Annotated in this window: 18 protein-coding genes and 1 pseudogene; 9 read left to right on the top strand and 10 right to left on the bottom strand. The window is 71.7% G+C overall.

Annotated elements, in window-relative coordinates; genetic code table 11:
- The first annotated feature begins 98 nt into the window (after positions 1-98).
- The 3 genes from ABT122_RS01585 to ABT122_RS01575 all read left to right on the top strand — a co-directional run bounded on the left by ABT122_RS01585 (position 99) and on the right by ABT122_RS01575 (position 2393).
- Positions 99-1070: a helix-turn-helix transcriptional regulator gene (locus tag ABT122_RS01585; protein WP_351543579.1), complete on the top strand. Its 972-nt coding sequence runs from the start codon at positions 99-101 to the stop codon at positions 1068-1070.
- Between the two features lie 127 nt (positions 1071-1197).
- Complete coding sequence (locus tag ABT122_RS01580; protein ID WP_351543656.1) at positions 1198-2088, top strand: AzlC family ABC transporter permease; 891 nt, start codon at positions 1198-1200, stop codon at positions 2086-2088.
- Positions 2085-2393 (top strand): AzlD domain-containing protein, encoded by a 309-nt coding sequence (locus tag ABT122_RS01575; RefSeq protein WP_351543576.1) that lies wholly within the window; start codon positions 2085-2087, stop codon positions 2391-2393. The genes ABT122_RS01580 and ABT122_RS01575 overlap by 4 nt, the downstream gene beginning before the upstream one ends.
- Before the next feature lie 149 nt (positions 2394-2542).
- Here the strand turns inward: ABT122_RS01575 and ABT122_RS01570 are convergent, their stop codons facing one another.
- Positions 2543-3481 (bottom strand): hypothetical protein, encoded by a 939-nt coding sequence (locus ABT122_RS01570; protein ID WP_351543575.1) that lies wholly within the window; start codon positions 3479-3481, stop codon positions 2543-2545.
- A gap of 79 nt (positions 3482-3560) precedes the next feature.
- Here ABT122_RS01570 and ABT122_RS01565 point away from each other — a divergent pair, with 79 nt between their 5' ends.
- The 4 genes and pseudogenes from ABT122_RS01565 to recX form a co-directional block, all read left to right on the top strand.
- Entirely contained in the window at positions 3561-3755 is a 195-nt protein-coding gene (locus tag ABT122_RS01565) for a DUF3046 domain-containing protein (protein ID WP_351543572.1), read from the top strand.
- 366 nt (positions 3756-4121) lie between these two features.
- Positions 4122-5261, top strand: a complete 1140-nt coding sequence (locus ABT122_RS01560; protein ID WP_351543653.1) for an AI-2E family transporter — start codon at positions 4122-4124, stop codon at positions 5259-5261.
- A gap of 243 nt (positions 5262-5504) precedes the next feature.
- Complete coding sequence (gene recA, locus ABT122_RS01555; RefSeq protein WP_351543569.1) at positions 5505-6626, top strand: recombinase RecA; 1122 nt, start codon at positions 5505-5507, stop codon at positions 6624-6626.
- Positions 6605-7213: pseudogene (gene recX, locus ABT122_RS01550) on the top strand (recombination regulator RecX); the annotation flags it as partial. The gene recA and the pseudogene recX, both read left to right, overlap by 22 nt.
- 43 nt (positions 7214-7256) lie before the next feature.
- On the opposite strand, the gene ABT122_RS01545 reads toward recX, so the two are convergent.
- The 8 genes from ABT122_RS01545 to ABT122_RS01510 form a co-directional block, all read right to left on the bottom strand.
- Positions 7257-7667 (bottom strand): rhodanese-like domain-containing protein, encoded by a 411-nt coding sequence (locus tag ABT122_RS01545; RefSeq protein ID WP_351543566.1) that lies wholly within the window; start codon positions 7665-7667, stop codon positions 7257-7259.
- On the bottom strand, positions 7664-8245 hold the full coding sequence (locus tag ABT122_RS01540) for a cupin domain-containing protein (RefSeq protein ID WP_351543563.1): 582 nt from the start codon (positions 8243-8245) through the stop codon (positions 7664-7666). The genes ABT122_RS01545 and ABT122_RS01540 overlap by 4 nt, the downstream gene beginning before the upstream one ends.
- Positions 8246-8317: 72 nt before the next feature.
- Complete coding sequence (locus tag ABT122_RS01535; RefSeq protein ID WP_351543650.1) at positions 8318-8404, bottom strand: putative leader peptide; 87 nt, start codon at positions 8402-8404, stop codon at positions 8318-8320.
- Between the two features lie 32 nt (positions 8405-8436).
- Positions 8437-10056 (bottom strand): FAD-dependent monooxygenase, encoded by a 1620-nt coding sequence (locus ABT122_RS01530; RefSeq protein ID WP_351543560.1) that lies wholly within the window; start codon positions 10054-10056, stop codon positions 8437-8439.
- Between the two features lie 251 nt (positions 10057-10307).
- A complete protein-coding gene (locus ABT122_RS01525; protein WP_351543557.1) occupies positions 10308-11186 on the bottom strand; it encodes an amino acid ABC transporter permease in 879 nt (292 codons plus the stop codon).
- Positions 11183-11857 carry an amino acid ABC transporter permease gene (locus ABT122_RS01520; protein ID WP_351543554.1) on the bottom strand — a complete coding sequence of 225 codons (675 nt, stop codon included), beginning with the start codon at positions 11855-11857 and terminating at the stop codon, positions 11183-11185. The genes ABT122_RS01525 and ABT122_RS01520 overlap by 4 nt, the downstream gene beginning before the upstream one ends.
- 75 nt (positions 11858-11932) lie before the next feature.
- Positions 11933-12760 carry a glutamate ABC transporter substrate-binding protein gene (locus ABT122_RS01515; RefSeq protein ID WP_351543552.1) on the bottom strand — a complete coding sequence of 276 codons (828 nt, stop codon included), beginning with the start codon at positions 12758-12760 and terminating at the stop codon, positions 11933-11935.
- Between the two features lie 37 nt (positions 12761-12797).
- Positions 12798-13583 carry an amino acid ABC transporter ATP-binding protein gene (locus ABT122_RS01510; protein WP_351543549.1) on the bottom strand — a complete coding sequence of 262 codons (786 nt, stop codon included), beginning with the start codon at positions 13581-13583 and terminating at the stop codon, positions 12798-12800.
- Positions 13584-13972: 389 nt separating this feature from the next.
- Between ABT122_RS01510 and ABT122_RS01505 the strand changes: the two genes are divergently transcribed.
- Entirely contained in the window at positions 13973-14677 is a 705-nt protein-coding gene (locus ABT122_RS01505; protein WP_351543547.1) for a response regulator transcription factor, read from the top strand.
- A gap of 8 nt (positions 14678-14685) precedes the next feature.
- Positions 14686-16071, top strand: a complete 1386-nt coding sequence (locus ABT122_RS01500; protein ID WP_351543545.1) for a sensor histidine kinase — start codon at positions 14686-14688, stop codon at positions 16069-16071.
- A 63-nt stretch (positions 16072-16134) separates the two neighbouring features.
- On the opposite strand, the gene ABT122_RS01495 is transcribed toward ABT122_RS01500, so the two are convergent.
- On the bottom strand, positions 16135-17136 hold the full coding sequence (locus ABT122_RS01495; RefSeq protein ID WP_351543542.1) for a TAXI family TRAP transporter solute-binding subunit: 1002 nt from the start codon (positions 17134-17136) through the stop codon (positions 16135-16137).
- Between the last annotated feature and the right edge of the window lie 36 nt (positions 17137-17172).

Here is a 17172-nt window from a genome sequence, read left to right as displayed (position 1 = left end):
CTGACATCCGGCCCGACACCGCCCGAGCACACAGCGAAAGAGCAGGTCAGCGCCGGTAAGCGGGTCGGCAGGCGGGGCGAGGCGGCAGAATGGTCCGCATGGCGGCGGAGCGGGAGTGGGCCCGGCACTGGCAGTACGAGGAACTGCCGGGGCTCGATCTGCTCCGCGCCCGCTACGTCAGCCACACCTTCCGTCTCCACAGCCACGAGGGCTTCACGTTCGGCGCGATCAGCGGGGGCGCGGAGGCGCTGGTCCTGCCCGAGGGACCCGTCATGGCCCGCCCCGGCAGCGTCGTCATGATCAACCCCGAGGTTCCGCACTCGGCGCACGCCGGAATCCCCGAAGGCTGGACCTACGCCACCCTCTACCCCTCGGTCGAGCTGGTCGCGGGGATAGCGGAGGAGGTCACCACCGTGCGGGGCACCCCCGGTCTGGACCGGACGATCGTCCACGACCCGCGGACCGCCGAGCTGATACGCGCCGTGCACCTGGCCGCCGAGGCCGGGAACGCGCTCGCCGCCGACAGCATGCTCCGGGTCGCCGTCGCCCGGCTCCTCTCCCGGCACGGCAGCCGGCTGCCCTCCCGTGCCGCGGCGCACTCCGGCGCCCGCACGGCCGCCCGGGCCCGGGCCCTGCTGGAGGAGCGCATGGCCGAGCCGCCCTCCCTGGACCGGCTGGCCAAGGAGCTGGGAACCAGCCCTTTCGCCCTGCTGCGCGCCTTCAAGGCGGCCTACGGCATGCCCCCGCACACCTGGCTCACCAACGCCCGGGTGCGCCGGGCCCGCGCCCTCCTGGACGACGGAAGCACCGTCGCCGACGCGGCCGTCTCCGTGGGCTTCGCCGATCAGCCGCATCTGAACCGGCACTTCACCCGGATCGTGGGAGTACCGCCCGGCGCGTACCGCAAGGAACGCGCCGCCGCGCACGGCACCGCGCCGCGCGCCCCCCGCGCGCAGGACGGCTCACGAGGCGCAAGAACGTACAAGACCGGGGCCGGCGACCCCGCGTACGGTCCGGCGGGTGGCAGAACAGAGAATCCATCCAGAGAGCCGGAACCCGGCACTCCCTGACATACCCGGCGCGTTCCCTCGCGGCGGGCCGGCCGCGCGGACACTGAGCGCACGGGACGGAGCACCGGCGGTGGCCGCGCCGGAGGCCGCCGGACTCCCGGAAGGCGCGCCACGCGCGCCGGGCCGGTTGCCGGCCCCCGCCGTGCCGGTGAAGCCTGTGCCGGGGGAGTCTGTGCCGGAGAAGCCGGACTCGTCCGTCATCCGTGACGCGCTGGGCGTCGGCGTGGCGGTCGGTCTCTCCGGCTTCGCCTTCGGCGTGACCTCGGCGGGCGCCGGGCTCAGCGTGCTGCAGACCTGTGCCCTGAGCCTGCTGGTCTTCACCGGTGCCTCGCAGTTCGCCCTGGTCGGAGCGGTCGCGGCGGGAGGCAACCCGCTCACCGCGGTCGCCGGAGCCTTCTTCCTCGGCGTCCGCAACGCGTTCTACGGGCTGCGGCTCTCCCAGGTGCTCGCGCTGCCCCGGTTCGTCCGCCCGTTCGCCGCCCACTGGGTGATCGACGAGACCACGGCCGTCGCCCTCGCCCAGCCCACCCGGTGCAGTGCCCGTCTCGGCTTCACCGTGACCGGTCTCACGCTGTACGTGCTCTGGAATCTGACCACCCTCGGCGGCGCGCTCGGCGCCGAGGCCATCGGGGACACCGACGCCTGGGGACTCGACGCCGCAGGGCCCGCCGTCTTCCTGGCGCTCCTCGCCCCCATGCTGCGCACGCCGGCCGAGCGGATGGTCGCCGGGCTCGCGGTCGTCATCGGCCTCGGGCTGCTGCCCCTGCTGCCCGCGGGAGTGCCGGTGCTGCTCGCCGCGCTCGCCGCACCCGCCGTGCTGTGGCTCAAGGGCCGCCGGGCGGGTGACGGGAAACGCCGGGCGGGTGATGGCGAACGCCGGGCGGGCGACGGCGGCCACCACGGGCAGCCCGACGGCCGGGGAGAGCCGGAGCCGGGCGGTCACGGAGAGCCCGTCGCCCCGGGAGGGCCCCAGGGCCACGGAGAGTCCGGGGAACGCTTGAAGGGGGAGAACCGTTGACTCTCTGGATCGTCATCGCGGCCACCGCCCTCGGCTGCTATCTCGTCAAGCTCGCCGGCCTGCTCGTACCGGCCGACGCCCTGGAACGGCCCCTCGTCCAGCGGCTGGCGGCCCTCGTGCCGGTCGCCCTGCTGGCCGCCCTCACCGCCCAGCAGACCTTCAGCGTGCACACGGACCTCGTGGTCGACGCCCGGGCTGCCGGGCTCGGCGCGGCGGCGCTCGCGCTGGTCCTGCGCGCCCCCTTTCTCGTGGTGGTCGGCACGGCGGTCGCGGTCACGGCGGGGGTGCGGGCCCTGAGCGGCTGACCGGGGCCCGGGCGCGGGACCGCGTCCGACTGCCCGCGTCCGACTGACCGGGCCGGGGCCCGAGGCACGAGCGGCGGCCCGGTCGCGCGCGCCCCGCCGGCCCCGGGCCCGGTCGACCAGCCCGTCGGTCCGTCGGCCCGTCGGGTCCGTCAGCCGATCAGCCGCCCGTGCGCCCGCAGGGTCCGCAGCGCCTCGATCGTCACCATCGGCCGCGCCTCCAGCGCCGTCCCCGGCGCCCACTGGCGCCACCGCACCGGCCACCCGCCGTCCTCCCGCTGCTCGCGCTCCAACTGGTCCAGCGAGCGCTCCATCTCCTCGTCCGTGAACCAGCGCCGGGCCAGCGACCCGGGGGTCCGCGCGTAGTCGTACGGATAGTGGTGCTCGCCCGGCGCGTAGCCATCGGCCACCGGACAGTCGGCGACCCGCTCCGGGTCGAGCACCACCAGCCGCTGCTCGCGGACCAGCCGCCCCAGCCGGTCCGCCGCCACCTCGGCGCGCGCCCGGTCGGGCACTCCGTCCAGGAAGGTGATCGCGGCCTCGATCTCGTACGGATGCGACCGGTCGAGTCCGCCGATCGCCGCCCAGCAGAAATCCGTGGCCCGGAAGAGCCAGGCGTGCCAGACCTGATTGCGGTGGAGCAGCCCGACCACGGGGCCGGTGGCCAGCAGCTCGCCCGGCGGATCGTCCACGAGGGGGATGAACGGGGCGGCCGGATAGCCGCGCTGCGAGGGATGGATCGCCGGGAGCGCCCCCTCCCGGGTCGAGATGCCGGTGAAGTAGCGGCACATCCGCTCCACCCGCTGCCCGCCGCAGCGCCCGATGGAGTCCAGCACGCGCAGCGCGTGCCCCGAGTGCAGGGGCTGGCTCACGGGTCCGCGCAGATCGGGTTCGAGGGCGTGGCCGTAGCCGCCGTCCCCGTTGAGATACGCCGACAGGGCGGCCTCGACGGCGTCCGGGTCGCCGCCCAGGAAGTGGTACGCGAAACGCCGCTGCTCCAGCACCCGTGCGGTCAGCCAGATGAACCGCTCGGCGCGGGCCAGCGGTGGGGGCGAGGTCGCGGGGCCTCGTTCTTCTCCGGTTCCAGCCATGGCACCGACCGTAGGGTGGAAAGTGCTCCTGGCATACGGAACGGGCGGTACCGCAACCCTGGGGCGGGATACTGGCGTCATGCGGTTGACGATTTTCTGGGAACGGATGGCGGAGCACTTCGGACCGTCCTACGCCGACTCCTTCGCACGTGATCATGTGATGGCCGAGCTGGGCGGACGGACGGTGCACGAGGCCCTGGACGCGGGGTGGGACGCGAAGGACGTGTGGCGGGCGGTCTGCGCCGCCGTCGGCGTACCGGCGGACCGCAGGTGACCGCGCCCGCGCGCTCCGCCCCGGCGGAGCGGGCGGGCGCATGAGCACCGCGTGCGGTAGGCGAGACTGAACCCCGTGGCCCCGAAGACCGACAGAAGTGACCAGGACAGCAGCGCCGGCGACGGCGGGACCGACAGCACCGGCCGGGACAGATCCGCCCGGCGCGGCCGCGACAGGACCGGCCGTGACAGGACCGGCCGCGACGGCCGGGGCGGCACCGGTACGCGGGCCGACGCGGGCGTCCCCCGGCAGGCCGGCGCGGACGACGGTCCCCGCGAGGAGGGGTACGGCATCCCCGCGGACGAGACCGTCCCCCCGTCCGGCCCGCCGCCCGAGCACCCCGCGGAGGCCACGGGTCCGTCCCGTATGCCCCGCTGGCTGCCCCGCGCGATGGTGCTCGCGCTGGCCCTCTACGCCTGCTTCCAGCTCGGCAACTGGGCCTTCCACCAGCTCATCGGGCTGCTGATCAACATTCTGATCGCCTTCTTCCTGGCGCTGGCGATCGAGCCCGCCGTCGGCAGGATGGCGGCCCGGGGCATGCGCCGGGGCCTCGCCACCTTCCTGGTCTTCCTCGGGGTGGTCGTCTCGGGCGTCGGCTTCGTCGTGCTCCTCGGCTCGATGCTCGCGGACCAGATCGCCACCATGGTCGAGGACTTTCCCCAGTACCTCGACTCGGTCATCAGCTGGATCAACACCAACTTCGACACCGAGCTGTCCCGGGTGGAGGTCCAGGACAGCCTGCTGCGCTCGGACTGGCTGCGGCAGTACGTCGAGAACAACGCGAGCGGTGTCCTGGATGTCTCGGCCACCGTCCTCGGCGGGCTGTTCAAGCTGCTGACGATCCTCCTGTTCTCGTTCTACTTCGCCGCCGACGGGCCCCGGCTGCGCCGCGCGCTCTGCTCCGTACTGCCTCCGGCCAAGCAGACCGAGGTGCTGCGCGCCTGGGAGATCGCCGTCGACAAGACGGGCGGTTATCTCTACTCGCGCGGGCTCATGGCCCTGATCTCCGGGGCCGCGCACTACGTCCTGCTGGAGTTCCTCGGCGTGCCCTACGCCCCCGCCCTCGCCGTCTGGGTCGGCCTGGTCTCCCAGTTCATCCCCACCATCGGCACCTATCTGGCGGGCGCGCTGCCCATGCTGATCGCCTTCACCGAGAACCCCTGGTACACCCTGTGGGTGCTCGGCTTCGTGGTGGTGTACCAGCAGTTCGAGAACTACGTCCTCCAGCCGAAGCTCACCGCCAGGACCGTGGACATCCACCCGGCCGTCGCCTTCGGCTCCGTCATCGCCGGTACGGCCCTGATGGGGGCGGTCGGCGCGCTGATCGCGATCCCGGCGGTCGCCACGCTCCAGGCCTTCCTGGGGGCCTATGTGAAGCGGTACACCGTCACCGACGACCCCCGGGTGCAGGGCCACCGGCAGCGGAACGGCCGGCAGCTGCTGGGGAGGGCGCGCGCGGTCCTGGCCAGGGGCCGCAACGCCCGGCCCCCGGCCGACCGGGTCTGAGCCAGTGCGCCGTCCGCCCCTCCTCCGGTCCCGGGAGGGGCTCCGTGGTTCCGGGCCGGCTCCCGGCGACGCGCCGAGGGGGGCGCTTGACACTGAAATCGAACATCCATTCTCATGGAGTGCGGGACCCCTGGCCGCCGGGAGTTTTCCACAGGCCGGAGAGGACGCCGGGGCCCATTGTCAGTGGCAGGGGTTAGCGTCTTTGACGTGAAGAGATCGACACAAGCAAATCGGGTGGAACCCATGGCAGGAACCGACCGCGAGAAGGCGCTCGACGCCGCGCTCGCACAGATTGAACGGCAATTCGGCAAGGGCGCGGTGATGCGCCTCGGCGAGCGGCCGAACGAGCCCATCGAGGTCATCCCCACCGGGTCGACCGCGCTCGATGTCGCCCTCGGCGTCGGAGGGCTGCCGCGCGGCCGTGTGGTGGAGGTCTACGGGCCGGAGTCCTCCGGCAAGACGACCCTCACCCTGCACGCCGTCGCCAATGCCCAGAAGGCGGGCGGCTCGGTCGCCTTCATCGACGCCGAGCACGCTCTCGACCCCGAGTACGCGAAGAAGCTGGGCGTCGACATCGACTCCCTGATCCTCTCCCAGCCGGACAACGGCGAGCAGGCGCTGGAGATCGTCGACATGCTCGTCCGCTCCGGCGCGCTCGACCTGATCGTGATCGACTCCGTGGCGGCGCTCGTGCCGCGCGCGGAGATCGAGGGCGAGATGGGCGACTCGCACGTCGGCCTCCAGGCCCGGCTGATGAGCCAGGCGCTCCGGAAGATCACCAGTGCGCTCAACCAGTCGAAGACGACCGCGATCTTCATCAACCAGCTCCGCGAGAAGATCGGTGTGATGTTCGGCTCGCCGGAGACCACGACCGGTGGCCGGGCACTGAAGTTCTACGCCTCGGTCCGGCTGGACATCCGGCGCATCGAGACCCTCAAGGACGGCACGGACGCGGTCGGCAACCGCACCCGCGTCAAGGTCGTCAAGAACAAGGTGGCGCCGCCCTTCAAGCAGGCCGAGTTCGACATCCTCTACGGGCAGGGGATCAGCCGCGAGGGCGGTCTGATCGACATGGGCGTGGAGCACGGCTTCGTCCGCAAGGCCGGTGCCTGGTACACGTACGAGGGCGACCAGCTCGGTCAGGGCAAGGAGAACGCCCGCAACTTCCTGAAGGACAACCCCGATCTCGCGGATGAGATCGAGAAGAAGATCAAGGACAAGCTGGGTGTCGGGGTCAGGCCGGAGGCCCCTGGAGCCGAGCCGGGTCCGGACGCGGCGGGTGCCGCGGCCGATGAGACAGCCAAGTCGGTGCCCGCGCCCGCCACCAAGGCCAAGTCGGCCAAGGCGGCGGTGGCCAAGAGCTAGGGCCCGCCGTGCCTTTTTCACCGAAGGGGCGACCCGAAGGACAGGGCGGCGGCTCCGGCCCGTCGAGGGCCGGGACGGAGCCGCCGCCCCAGGACCCCGCCGAGCGGGCGCGGGCGATCTGCCTGCGCCTGCTCACCGGGACCCCGCGCACCCGGAAGCAGCTCGCGGACGCACTGCACAAGCGGGAGATCCCCGTGGAAGTGGCCGAGGAGGTGCTCTCCCGATTCGAGGATGTCGGCCTGATCAATGACGCGGCCTTCGCGGACGCCTGGGTGGAGTCCCGGCACCACGGCCGGGGCCTCGCCCGCCGGGCACTCGCCCGCGAGCTGCGCACCAAAGGCGTCGACCCGACGCTGATCGACGACGCGATGGGGCAGCTCGACTCCGACCAGGAGGAGCGGACCGCGCGCGAACTGGTCGCCCGCCGGCTCCGCTCGACCCGCGGTCTCGACCGCGACCGGCGCGTGCGCCGCCTGGCCGGAATGCTCGCCCGCAAGGGGTACGGAGAGGGAGTGGCGCTCCGGGTGGTCAGACGGGCGCTGGAGGAGGAGGGCGAGGAGATGGAGGACCTGGGGGAGGGGTTCTGAGGAGAGCGGGCAGCGCTGTTCGGGGCCTCCCCCGGCCCGGGGCCTACCGCTCCACCGGCAGGCCCGCCGCCTTCCACGCCTGGAAGCCCCCGATCAGATCGGTCGCGCGGTGGAGCCCCAGCCTGCGCAGCGACTCGGCCGCGAGAGAGGAGGCGTACCCCTCGTTGCAGATCACCACGACCCGAAGATCATGGCTGACCGCCTCCGGCGCGCGGTGGCTGCCCTGGGGATCGAGCCGCCACTCCAGCTCATTGCGCTCCACGACCAGCGCTCCGGGGATCAGACCGTCCCGGTCGCGCAGGGCCGCGTAGCGGATGTCCACCAGCAGGGCGCCCGCGGCAGCCTCCTCGGCTGCCTTCCCGGCCCCGACGCGGTCGAGATCCGCGCGGACCTCCTCCAGCAGTTCGTCTATCCCGGTCGGGCTCTCGTGGCCGGAGTCGTCATGGATGCTCACTGCCAGTCCTCCGGGCGCTCGACATGCTCCAGCCGCAGTACCGCGCCGGTCCGGCTGAACCGGCGGATCAGCGGCAGCGGCGGATAGTACGCGTGGACCGATACGGCGTGTTCGGTGGCGGACTCGTTCAGCACCTCGTGCACATGGTGGGTGCCGAACGCCCGGCCCCGGCCGGCCGCCAGCCGCCGTTCACGGTCCACTCCGTCGTGGAGTTCCAGGGTCTTCCAGCCGCTGGCGGGGAGACGCACGGCGAGCGAGTGCTCCTTCAGCTCGCCGGACGCCGTGGCGAACGCGCCCAGCGACTCGGCGTGGTCGTGCCAGCCGGTGCCCGAGCCGGGCGGCCAGCCGATCAGCCATGCCTCGCTGCCGCGCGGACCGTCCAGGCGCACCCAGGTGCGGCCCTCGGGGTCGAGGGGGAGCGAGGCGATCAGTTCACTGTCGGCGGCGACCCGGCGGGTGAAGTCGAGCAGTTCGGCGGAGGTGGGCCCCACCACTCCGGTCCGCCCGAAGGACGGGGGCGCGGGAGCGGCCGGGGAAGCGGAGGGGGAGGAGACAGGGGGAGGCACGGGCTGGGTCATGGAGTCGTCCTGGAAGTTCGCTGGAGCGCGCGCGGGGCACAGCGGCCCACAGCGCGGTGAAGGGAGGCGAATTCAGCAGGACGTCCGACACACGCAGCCCGCATAGCGAAGCAGGTCCATATGGACCCTCCGCCACAGGCGCACATTGGTGTCGGTCATAGTCGGGAGTACACCACGCTGATCTTCAGTGGTCAATTGACGTCCGCGGTGCGGTCACTGGGTTCAGGGGACCGCTCCCCGCCCCGGGCGGCGTCCGCCGCCGCGTACAGCTCGGCGGGCCGTACGCCGGAGAACGCGGCGACCAGATGGCCGTCCGGCCTGACCAGCAGGACGGCATGGGCCGACGCGCCCGGGTACTCCTCCGTCACCAGCAGCTCCGCCCGTACCGGAAGCGCGGTCACCGCCGCGGCCAGCCGTGGCATCACTCCCGCGCTCTGCCAGTGGCGCCGGTCCCAGACCCCGGTGCCGGGCGCGACCAGCACCACCAGCGAGCGGCCCCGGCCCAGCCGGTCCCGCAGCCGGGTGACCGTCCCGTCCGGCGCGGTCACCCGGACGTCCGCGGCCGGAGCCCCGTCGGCCGTGCCGACCAGGATCTGCGAGGGGGCGGGTTCGGGTGCGAGGGGGGAGTGCGCGTAGCCGGGCGGCGCGCCGAGCGGCCCCTGCCCGAGATGGCCGTCGGTCAGCAGGGTGTCGTGCCCGCGCGCGGCGCCCGGGAGCCGGCCGCGCAGCGCACCGCCGCCGCGCAGGGCCGGCAGCGCCTGGTCGGCGGCGCGCAGCCGCGCCGCGATCGAGGCACGGCGCTCCGACTGATAGCTGTCCAGCAGCGCTTCGGAGGCACCGTGGTGCCAGGCGAGCGCCAGCTTCCACGCCAGGTTCTCGGCGTCCCGCAGCCCTTCGTCGAGCCCCTGGGTGCCGAGCGCGCCGAGCAGATGCGCCGCGTCTCCCGCGAGAAAGGCCCGCTCCACCCGCCAGCGCCGGGCCAGCCGGTGGTGGACCGTGTGGACACCGGTGTCGAGGAGGTCGTACGGGGGTGTCTCGCCGCACCAGCCGGCCAGCGTGTCCCGGACCCGGGCGACCAGGGTGTCCGGGGTGACCAGTTCGCCGCTGGGCGGCAGCAGCCAGTCCAGCCGCCAGACATCGTCGGGCAGCGGACGGGCCGTGATCTCGTCGCCGCCCGACCGCCAGGGCGGCTGCCGGTGCAGCATCGCCTCGTCGGGCCAGGGAAGCCGGGTGCGCAGGGTGGCGACCGCGTGCCGCTCCACCGCCGTACGGCCGGGGAAACGGATGTCGAGGAGCTTGCGGACCGTCGAGCGCGCGCCGTCGCAGCCCACCACATGGCTGCCGCGCCACCAGGTCGCCTCCGCTCCCCGGGTGTGCACGGCCACGCCGTCCGCGTCCTGCTCCAGCGCGTCCACATGGCTGCCGGTGACCAGGGTGGCCAGTGGTTCGGCGCCGACGGCGTCCCGCAGCCCGCGGGCCAGGGCGTGCTGGGGGATGTGCACCGGGGAGGGGATGACATCGGCGTCCGCGGTGCCCCCCGGGGCGGTTGCCAGGACCAACTGCCGGAGCTGCTGCTTGCGCCGCATCGACCGCCAGCCCGTCCAGCGGCTCCCCTCGTCACGGATCGTCGCGCAGCCCAGCCGTTCGGCCAGGGCGGCGGTGTCGTCCCGCAGGACCACCGTCCGGGCGGGGCGCGGCTCCTCGCCGCCGGTGCTCTCGTCGAGCACCACGGAGGGGACCCCCTGCTGGGCGAGGGCGAGCGCGAGAGCCAGTCCGACCGGACCCCCGCCGACGACGATCACCGGGTCCACGGCGTGACTCCTGAGGCTCGGCGGGGCTCGTGGGGCACCGGAGTCGCTGAGGTCGTGCCAAGAGGGGTGCTGCGGGCCCGGTGCGTGATCACAGAACGTATGCAACCGACTGGGGGTGCCTGCGTCAAGTGACCGAGGAGTGGCATGGCGTGCGCCGATCCGCCGGATGCCGCGCCTCGTCGCCGGGCGTGGACAGGGGCGGTGGCGTCAGTGCGCCACCGCCCCTGTCCGTCCGCCGAGCCGGTACCGGGTCAGACCCCGCCGCCGAGCCCCGCGTCGATCTTCTTGATGTCCACGACGGTGGCGGCGCTCTTCTTCGTCCGCCGGGCCCGGCCCTCCAGCCAGCTCGCGAAGCTGGTGAGCGCGAAGTTGAGCAGGATGTAGATCAGCGAGATCACCGCGAACGCGGCGATGGTGTTGGCCCCGTAGTTGGCGGTGATCGCCCGGTACTGGGAGAGCAGTTCCGGGAGGGCGAGCATCGCCCCGCCCAGGGCGGTGTCCTTCACGATGACCACCAGCTGGCTGACCAGCGCGGGCAGCATCGCCGTCACGGCCTGCGGCAGCAGGACGAAGGCCATGATCTGGCCCTTGCGCATACCGATCGCCTTCGCGGCGTCGCTCTGCCCGTTGGGGAGCGAGAGGATGCCGGCCCGCACGATCTCGGCGATCACCGAGGCGTTGTACAGGACCAGGCCGGTGACCACCGCGTACAGCGGCCGGATGTCCGACGAGATCGCGGTCATCGGCACGTACAGCGCGTGGGCGAAGAGCATCAGCAGCAGGACCGGGATGGCGCGGAAGAACTCGACCACGGTTCCGACGGGTACCCGTATCCACGCGTGGTCGGAGAGCCGGCCGATGCCGAGCGCGGCGCCGAGCGGCAGCGCGATCGCCACGGAGAGGGCCGCCGCCTTGGCGGTCTCCCAGAGCCCCGGCAGCAGGAAGGTGGTCCACACCTTGGAGTCCGTGACGAACGGGCTCCACTTCTTGGCATCCAGCTGGTCCTTGTCGGCCATGGTGCCGAGCACCCACCACGCGACCGCGCCGAGCACCGCGACGAACACGGCCGTGTAGAGCAGATTGCGCTGCTTGGCCCTGGGGCCGGGGGCGTCGTACAGAACGGACGTCATCGCTTCACCGCCATGCGCTTGGCCACCCAGCCGAGCAGCAGACCCATCGGCAGCGTCAGCACGATGAAGCCGAAGGCGAAGACCGAGAAGACGGCGTAGACCGCGTCGGCCTCGTTCTCGATCATTTCCTTCATCAGCAGCGATGCCTCCGCCACCCCGATCGCCGAGGCGACTGTGGTGTTCTTGGTCAGGGCGATCAGCACATTCGCCAGCGGGGCGACGACCGCGCGGAACGCCTGGGGGAGGACTATCAGGGTCAGCACCTGGAAGAAGCTGAGCCCCAGGGCCCGGGCCGCCTCGGCCTGGCCGACGGGCACGGTGTTGATACCGGAGCGGAGCGCCTCACAGACGAAGGTGCCGGTGTAGGCGGTGAGGCCGAGGACGGCCATCCGGAAGCCGATGTCGTCGAAGGTCTCGGCGCCGAACTTGACGCCCAGCGTGTGGGCGAGCCCCAGCGAACACGCGACGATGAACACCGTCAGCGGGGTGTTGCGGACCACATTGACGTAGCCGCCGGCGAAGGCCCGCATCACCGGGACGGGACCGACCCGCATACCGGCCAGCAGGGTTCCCCAGAGCAGGGAACCGATGGCCGAGTAGACGGCCAGCTTGGCCGTCATCCAGAACGCGTCGAGCAGGTCGTACTGCCCGGAATCGAGAAAGTCGAACACGTTGACCCGCGATCTCTCCTGGTTGGATCGTGGCACGTGCCACCGGCCGTGGCCGGTGGCACGTCACCGCTGGCCTCAGCTGGTCTCGCTGATCGGCGGGGCGGGCTCGTACTTGTAGCCCGCGGGGCCGAAGTGGGCCTTGGCGTACTTCTCCCAGGAGCCGTCCTTCTGCATCTTCTCAAGGGCCTTGTTGATCTTGCCCTGGAGTTCCGTGTCGCCCTTCTTGAGGCCGATGCCGTAGGGCTCGTCGGTCAGCTTCAGACCGATCAGCTTGAACTTGCCCTGGTGCTCCTTCTGCGCGGCGTAGCCGGCGAGGACGGAGTCATCGGTGGTCAGGGCGTCGATGGACTTGTTCTCCAGGCCCGTCAGGCACTCCGAGTAGCCGCCGACCTGCTGGAGGTCCGCGTCGGGCGCCAGCTTCTCCTTGACGTTCTGCGCCGGGGTGGAGCCGGTGACCGAACACAGCTTCTTGCTGTTGAGGTCCTTCGCCTCCTTGATCGAGTCGTCGTCGGTGCGCACCATCAGGTCCTGGTGGGCCATGAAGTACGGTCCGGCGAAGGAGACCTCGGCCTTGCGCTTCTCGTTGATCGTGTAGCTGCCGGAGATGAACTTGACATCGCCGTTGCGGATCATGGTCTCGCGCTGGCCGCTGGGGGCCTGCTTCCAGACGATCTTCTCGGGCCCGTACCCCAGCTCCTTGGCGATGTAGCGGGCGACATCGACGTCGAAGCCGGTGTACTTGCCGTCCGTGGTCTTCAGGCCGATGCCGGGCTGGTCGAACTTGATGCCGATGGTGATCTTGTCCCCATCGCCGCCCGAGCCGCTGTCACCGCCGCAGGCGGTGAGCGTCAGGGAGAGGGTCAGACCCGTGGCCACGGCCACCGATGCCTTGCGGAGCTTCATGGTGAACATCCCTTGCGTCGTGGTTCGTCGGTCGGCGTCAGTGGTGCAGGATCTTCGACAGGAAGTCCTTGGCCCGGTCACTGCGCGGATTGCTGAAGAACTCCTCGGGCTCGGCCTCTTCGACGATCCTGCCGTCGGCCATGAAGACCACCCGGTTGGCGGCGGAGCGGGCGAAGCCCATCTCATGCGTGACGACGACCATGGTCATTCCGTCCCGCGCCAGTTGCTGCATGACTTCGAGCACCTCGTTGATCATCTCCGGGTCGAGCGCCGATGTGGGCTCGTCGAAGAGGATCACCTTGGGGTCCATCGCCAACGCCCGTGCGATCGCGACGCGTTGCTGCTGCCCGCCGGAGAGCTGCGCCGGGTACTTGTCGCTCTGGGAGCCGACGCCGACCCGGTCGAGGAGCCGGCGTGCCTTCTCCTCGGCGGCCCGCTTCTCCGTGCGGCGGACCTTGACCTGGCCCAGCATCACGTTCTCCAGCACGGTTTTGTGCGCGAAGAGGTTGAAGGACTGGAAGACCATGCCGACATCGGCGCGGAGCCTGGCGAGCTCCCGGCCCTCCTGGGGCAGTGGCTTCCCGTCGATCGAGATCGCGCCGGAGTCGATTGTCTCCAGCCGGTTGATGGTGCGGCACAGGGTGGATTTCCCGGACCCGGAGGGTCCGATGACAACCACGACCTCGCCCCGGGCGATCGTGAGATCGATGTCCTGGAGCACATGCAGCGCGCCGAAGTGCTTGTTCACGCCGTTCAGCACGACCAGGTCGCCCGATACCGGGACAACGTCCCCTGGGGACTTGGTCTTTGCTACTCCGCTCATCGGCTTATCGCTCCGTCCTCCTCGGTTGGGAGGACATTAGTGACGCGGTGCGATCAGCGTCATTACATCTGAGCGGAAATTGAGCATAACGATATGGCTTCGGGTGGACACTATGGGTGAAGGAGGTGACGCGCGGCGTACCGGGTGGATAACGGAAACCGGCTGTCAGGGGAATGTCCCTTGACTCCCCGGCGGGGAATCGGCCTTGATTCCGTGGTGGGTGGTGACGCCGGCCACACCGCACACCGGCACCCGGAAGGGCGGGACGCACCGCACACTGGACCGTGGGCCGGACGCGTCCGCACCGGCGCCCACCGATGAACCGACCGATCACGCCGACCGATGACACCGACCGGTGACACCGACCGATCACGCCACCGAGGGGGGCCATGAGGCTGCTGCTTGTCGAGGACGACAACCATGTCGCCGCCGCGCTCTCCGCGGTGCTCGCCCGGCACGGTTTCGACGTGGTCCACGCCCGCAACGGCGAGGAGGCGCTGCACGCCGTGCTGCCCGCCTCCCACCCGGGCAAGCCGGCCTTCGGCGTGATCCTGCTGGACCTGGGCCTGCCCGATCAGGACGGCTACCAGGTCTGCGGCAAGCTCCGGAAGCTCACCTCCACCCCGGTGATCATGGTGACCGCGCGCTCCGATGTGCGCTCCCGGATTCACGGGCTCAACCTCGGCGCCGACGACTATGTCGTCAAGCCGTACGACACCGGGGAGCTGCTGGCCCGCATCCACGCCGTCAGCCGGCGCACCGTGAGCGGGGACGAACCCGCCGCGCCGGTGGCCGAGGACGGACTGCGGCTCGGCCCGGTCACCATCGAGCTGCCCACCCGCAGGGTCAGCGTCGACGGTACGGAGGTGCAGCTGACCCGCAAGGAGTTCGATCTGCTGGCGCTGCTCGCCCAGCGGCCGGGGGTCGTCTTCCGCCGGGAGCAGATCATCAGCGAGGTCTGGCGCACCAACTGGGAGGGGACCGGACGCACCCTTGAGGTGCATGTGGCCTCCCTGCGCTCCAAGCTCCATCTGCCGGCCCTGATCGAGACCGTCCGAGGCGTCGGCTACCGCCTCGTCGTGCCGGCGGTCTGACCTGTCCCGTGCGCACCCGACTCCTTCCCCTGCTGATCGTCCTCATGGCGGGCGTGCTGCTCGCGCTCGGCTTCCCGCTCGCCGTGAGCACCGCCGCCGCCCAGCAGCAGCGGGTCGTCGTGGACCGCATCGACGACACCGTGCGGTTCGCCGCCCTCGCGCAGTTCGTCACCGAGACGGACCGCAGGGGAGAGCGCCGCTCGACCCTCCAGGGGCAGCTCAACCGCTACAACACCACCTACGGCATCAACGCGGGTGTCTTCGACCGCGACGGCGGCACCATGGCCAGCGCCCCGGAGAACTGGCGCGTCCCGAAGACCGGCGAGGGCTTCAAGGCGTTCAACGAGGCACTGTCGGGACGGCGCAGCCAGGACCCGCCCCAGGTGTGGCCCTGGCAGACCGACGGCCGTCTGGTCGTCGCCTCGCCGGTGGTACGGGACGGGGACGTGGTCGCCGTCGTCTTCACCGATTCCCCCACCGGCCAACTGCGGGCACGCATCCTCCGCGGCTGGCTGCTGATCGCCGCGGGCGAGGCGGCGGCGATGCTGCTCGCCGTGGGCGCCGCCTTCCGCCTCACGGGCTGGGTGCTGCGGCCCGTGCGCATCCTGGACGCCGCCACCCACGACATCGCCACCGGACAGCTCAACTCCCGGGTCGCGGCGGCCGGCGGACCACCGGAGCTGCGCCGGCTGGCCCGCTCCTTCAACGAGATGGCCGACCATGTCGAGGAGGTGCTGGAACAGCAGCGCGCCTTTGTCGCCGACGCCTCCCACCAGCTCCGCAACCCCCTGGCCGCGCTCCTGCTCCGCATCGAACTGCTCGCACTCGAACTGCCCGAGGGCAATGAGGAGATCGCCTCGGTCCGCACCGAGGGCAAACGCCTGGCCCAGGTCCTGGACGATCTCCTCGACCTGGCGCTCGCGGAGCACACCTCGGCGGCCCTCCGGCTCACGGACATCGGCGCACTCGCCGCCGAGCGGGTCGCCTCCTGGCGTCCGGTCGCCGACGACAAGGGCGTCCGCCTCACGGAGCACCGTGCGGCGGTCACGGCCTGGGCCGATCCCATCGCGCTCTCCAGCGCCCTGGACGCGGTGATCGACAACGCCCTGAAGTTCACCCCGCGCGGAGCGGAGGTCGCCCTCTCGGTGGCCTCGCGGGGCACCGAATGCACGATCACCGTCGTGGACGGCGGCCCCGGCCTCACCGATGAGGAGCTCTCCCGCATCGGCGACCGCTTCTGGCGCAGCGGGCGCCACCAGAACATCAAGGGCTCCGGCCTGGGTCTCTCCATCTCCCGCGCCCTCCTCTCGGCCGGTGGCGGCCGGATCTCCTACGCCCATCACGAGCCGCGCGGCCTCCGGGTGACCGTCACCCTGCCCCGTACGGCTCCCTGAGAAAGGCAGACCCGGGGAGGCCGGAGCCCCGGGGAGCGGCCCCCCGTGAGCGCGGGCCCGCTCCTAGGGCTTCACCGAGGCGTAGTAGCGGCGTGCTCCCTCGTGCAGTGCCAGCGGGTCCGTGTAGACCGCGGTGCGCAGATCCACCAGCTGGGCGGGGTGGACCGTCTTGCCGATGCGGTCCCTGCTCTCGATCACCGTGCGGGTGAAGCCCTCGACCATCGCCGTGTCCATCCGGTCGGTGGTCACCAGCAGGTTCGGCACCGCCATCGTGGTCACCGGCAGCCCGCTCTGCGCCTCGACATAGGCGTCCGGCGGCATCACCGCCAGGCGGTAGTGGCTCGTCGCCGAGCCGCTGGTGGCATGCACCTTGTCGATCAGGTCCGCCTCCAGCGGCACCAGCTGTATCGGCAGCCGCTCGGAGAGCTTCTGTATCGCGCCGGTCGGCAGCCCGCCCGACCAGAAGAAGGCGTCCAGCTCGCCCCGTGCCAGCAGGTCCGGCACCTTGTCTATCCCGGCGGGCACCGCTTCCATGTCCTTGGCGGGGTCGATGCCGGCGGCCGTGAGCAGCCGGTTGGCGACCAGCTGCACCCCCGACCCCTCCGGCCCGATCCCCACCGACGAACCCCTCAGGTCCCCGATCTCCTTCACCGGCGAACCCTTGCGCACCACCAGCTGCACATAGTCGTCGTACAGCCGGGCGCAGCCGCGGAGCCGGTCCGCGCCCGGGCTGCCGTCCTGCCGGTACTTGGCGACGGCGTCGGCGGTGGCGACGGTGAAGTCCGCCTCGCCGGCCGCGACCCTCGCCAGGTTCTGCTGCGATCCCTCACTCGTCCTGAGGTCTATGTCCACCGCCGGCATGTCCCGGGCGAGGGCCTCCTTGAGCAGCACGCCGTACCGCTGGTAGACGCCGTTCTGGAGGCCGGTGCTGAAGGTGACGGAGCCGCTGGGGCCGGGGTCGCCCATGGGCAGCAGCCACCAGAGCAGCAGCCCGAGCAGCGTCAGCCCGGCCGCCGACACCTGAAGGGCGCGACGGCGGCTGGATCGGGACATGGCCTGGAACATGTTTGCGATCCTGCCAGGTCGTCTCCCGCCGTGGCC

Origin of the sequence: Streptomyces sp. NPDC001985, assembly GCF_040296845.1 — a bacterium.
GTDB lineage: Bacteria > Actinomycetota > Actinomycetes > Streptomycetales > Streptomycetaceae > Streptomyces.
The sequence above is the reverse complement of the archived record's forward strand: the minus strand, read 5'-3'. Positions and strand labels throughout refer to the sequence as shown.

Coding starts and splice junctions, on each gene's coding strand:
- ABT122_RS01525 (WP_351543557.1), bottom strand. CDS start 11,186: ATGACGTCCGTTCTGTACGACGCCCCCGGCCCCAGGGCCAAGCAGCGC.
- recA (WP_351543569.1), top strand. CDS start 5,505: ATGGCAGGAACCGACCGCGAGAAGGCGCTCGACGCCGCGCTCGCACAG.
- ABT122_RS01515 (WP_351543552.1), bottom strand. CDS start 12,760: ATGAAGCTCCGCAAGGCATCGGTGGCCGTGGCCACGGGTCTGACCCTC.
- ABT122_RS01505 (WP_351543547.1), top strand. CDS start 13,973: ATGAGGCTGCTGCTTGTCGAGGACGACAACCATGTCGCCGCCGCGCTC.
- ABT122_RS01540 (WP_351543563.1), bottom strand. CDS start 8,245: ATGACCCAGCCCGTGCCTCCCCCTGTCTCCTCCCCCTCCGCTTCCCCG.
- ABT122_RS01495 (WP_351543542.1), bottom strand. CDS start 17,136: ATGTTCCAGGCCATGTCCCGATCCAGCCGCCGTCGCGCCCTTCAGGTG.
- ABT122_RS01535 (WP_351543650.1), bottom strand. CDS start 8,404: ATGACCGACACCAATGTGCGCCTGTGGCGGAGGGTCCATATGGACCTG.
- ABT122_RS01585 (WP_351543579.1), top strand. CDS start 99: ATGGCGGCGGAGCGGGAGTGGGCCCGGCACTGGCAGTACGAGGAACTG.
- ABT122_RS01565 (WP_351543572.1), top strand. CDS start 3,561: ATGCGGTTGACGATTTTCTGGGAACGGATGGCGGAGCACTTCGGACCG.
- ABT122_RS01570 (WP_351543575.1), bottom strand. CDS start 3,481: ATGGCTGGAACCGGAGAAGAACGAGGCCCCGCGACCTCGCCCCCACCG.
- ABT122_RS01510 (WP_351543549.1), bottom strand. CDS start 13,583: ATGAGCGGAGTAGCAAAGACCAAGTCCCCAGGGGACGTTGTCCCGGTA.
- ABT122_RS01560 (WP_351543653.1), top strand. CDS start 4,122: ATGCCCCGCTGGCTGCCCCGCGCGATGGTGCTCGCGCTGGCCCTCTAC.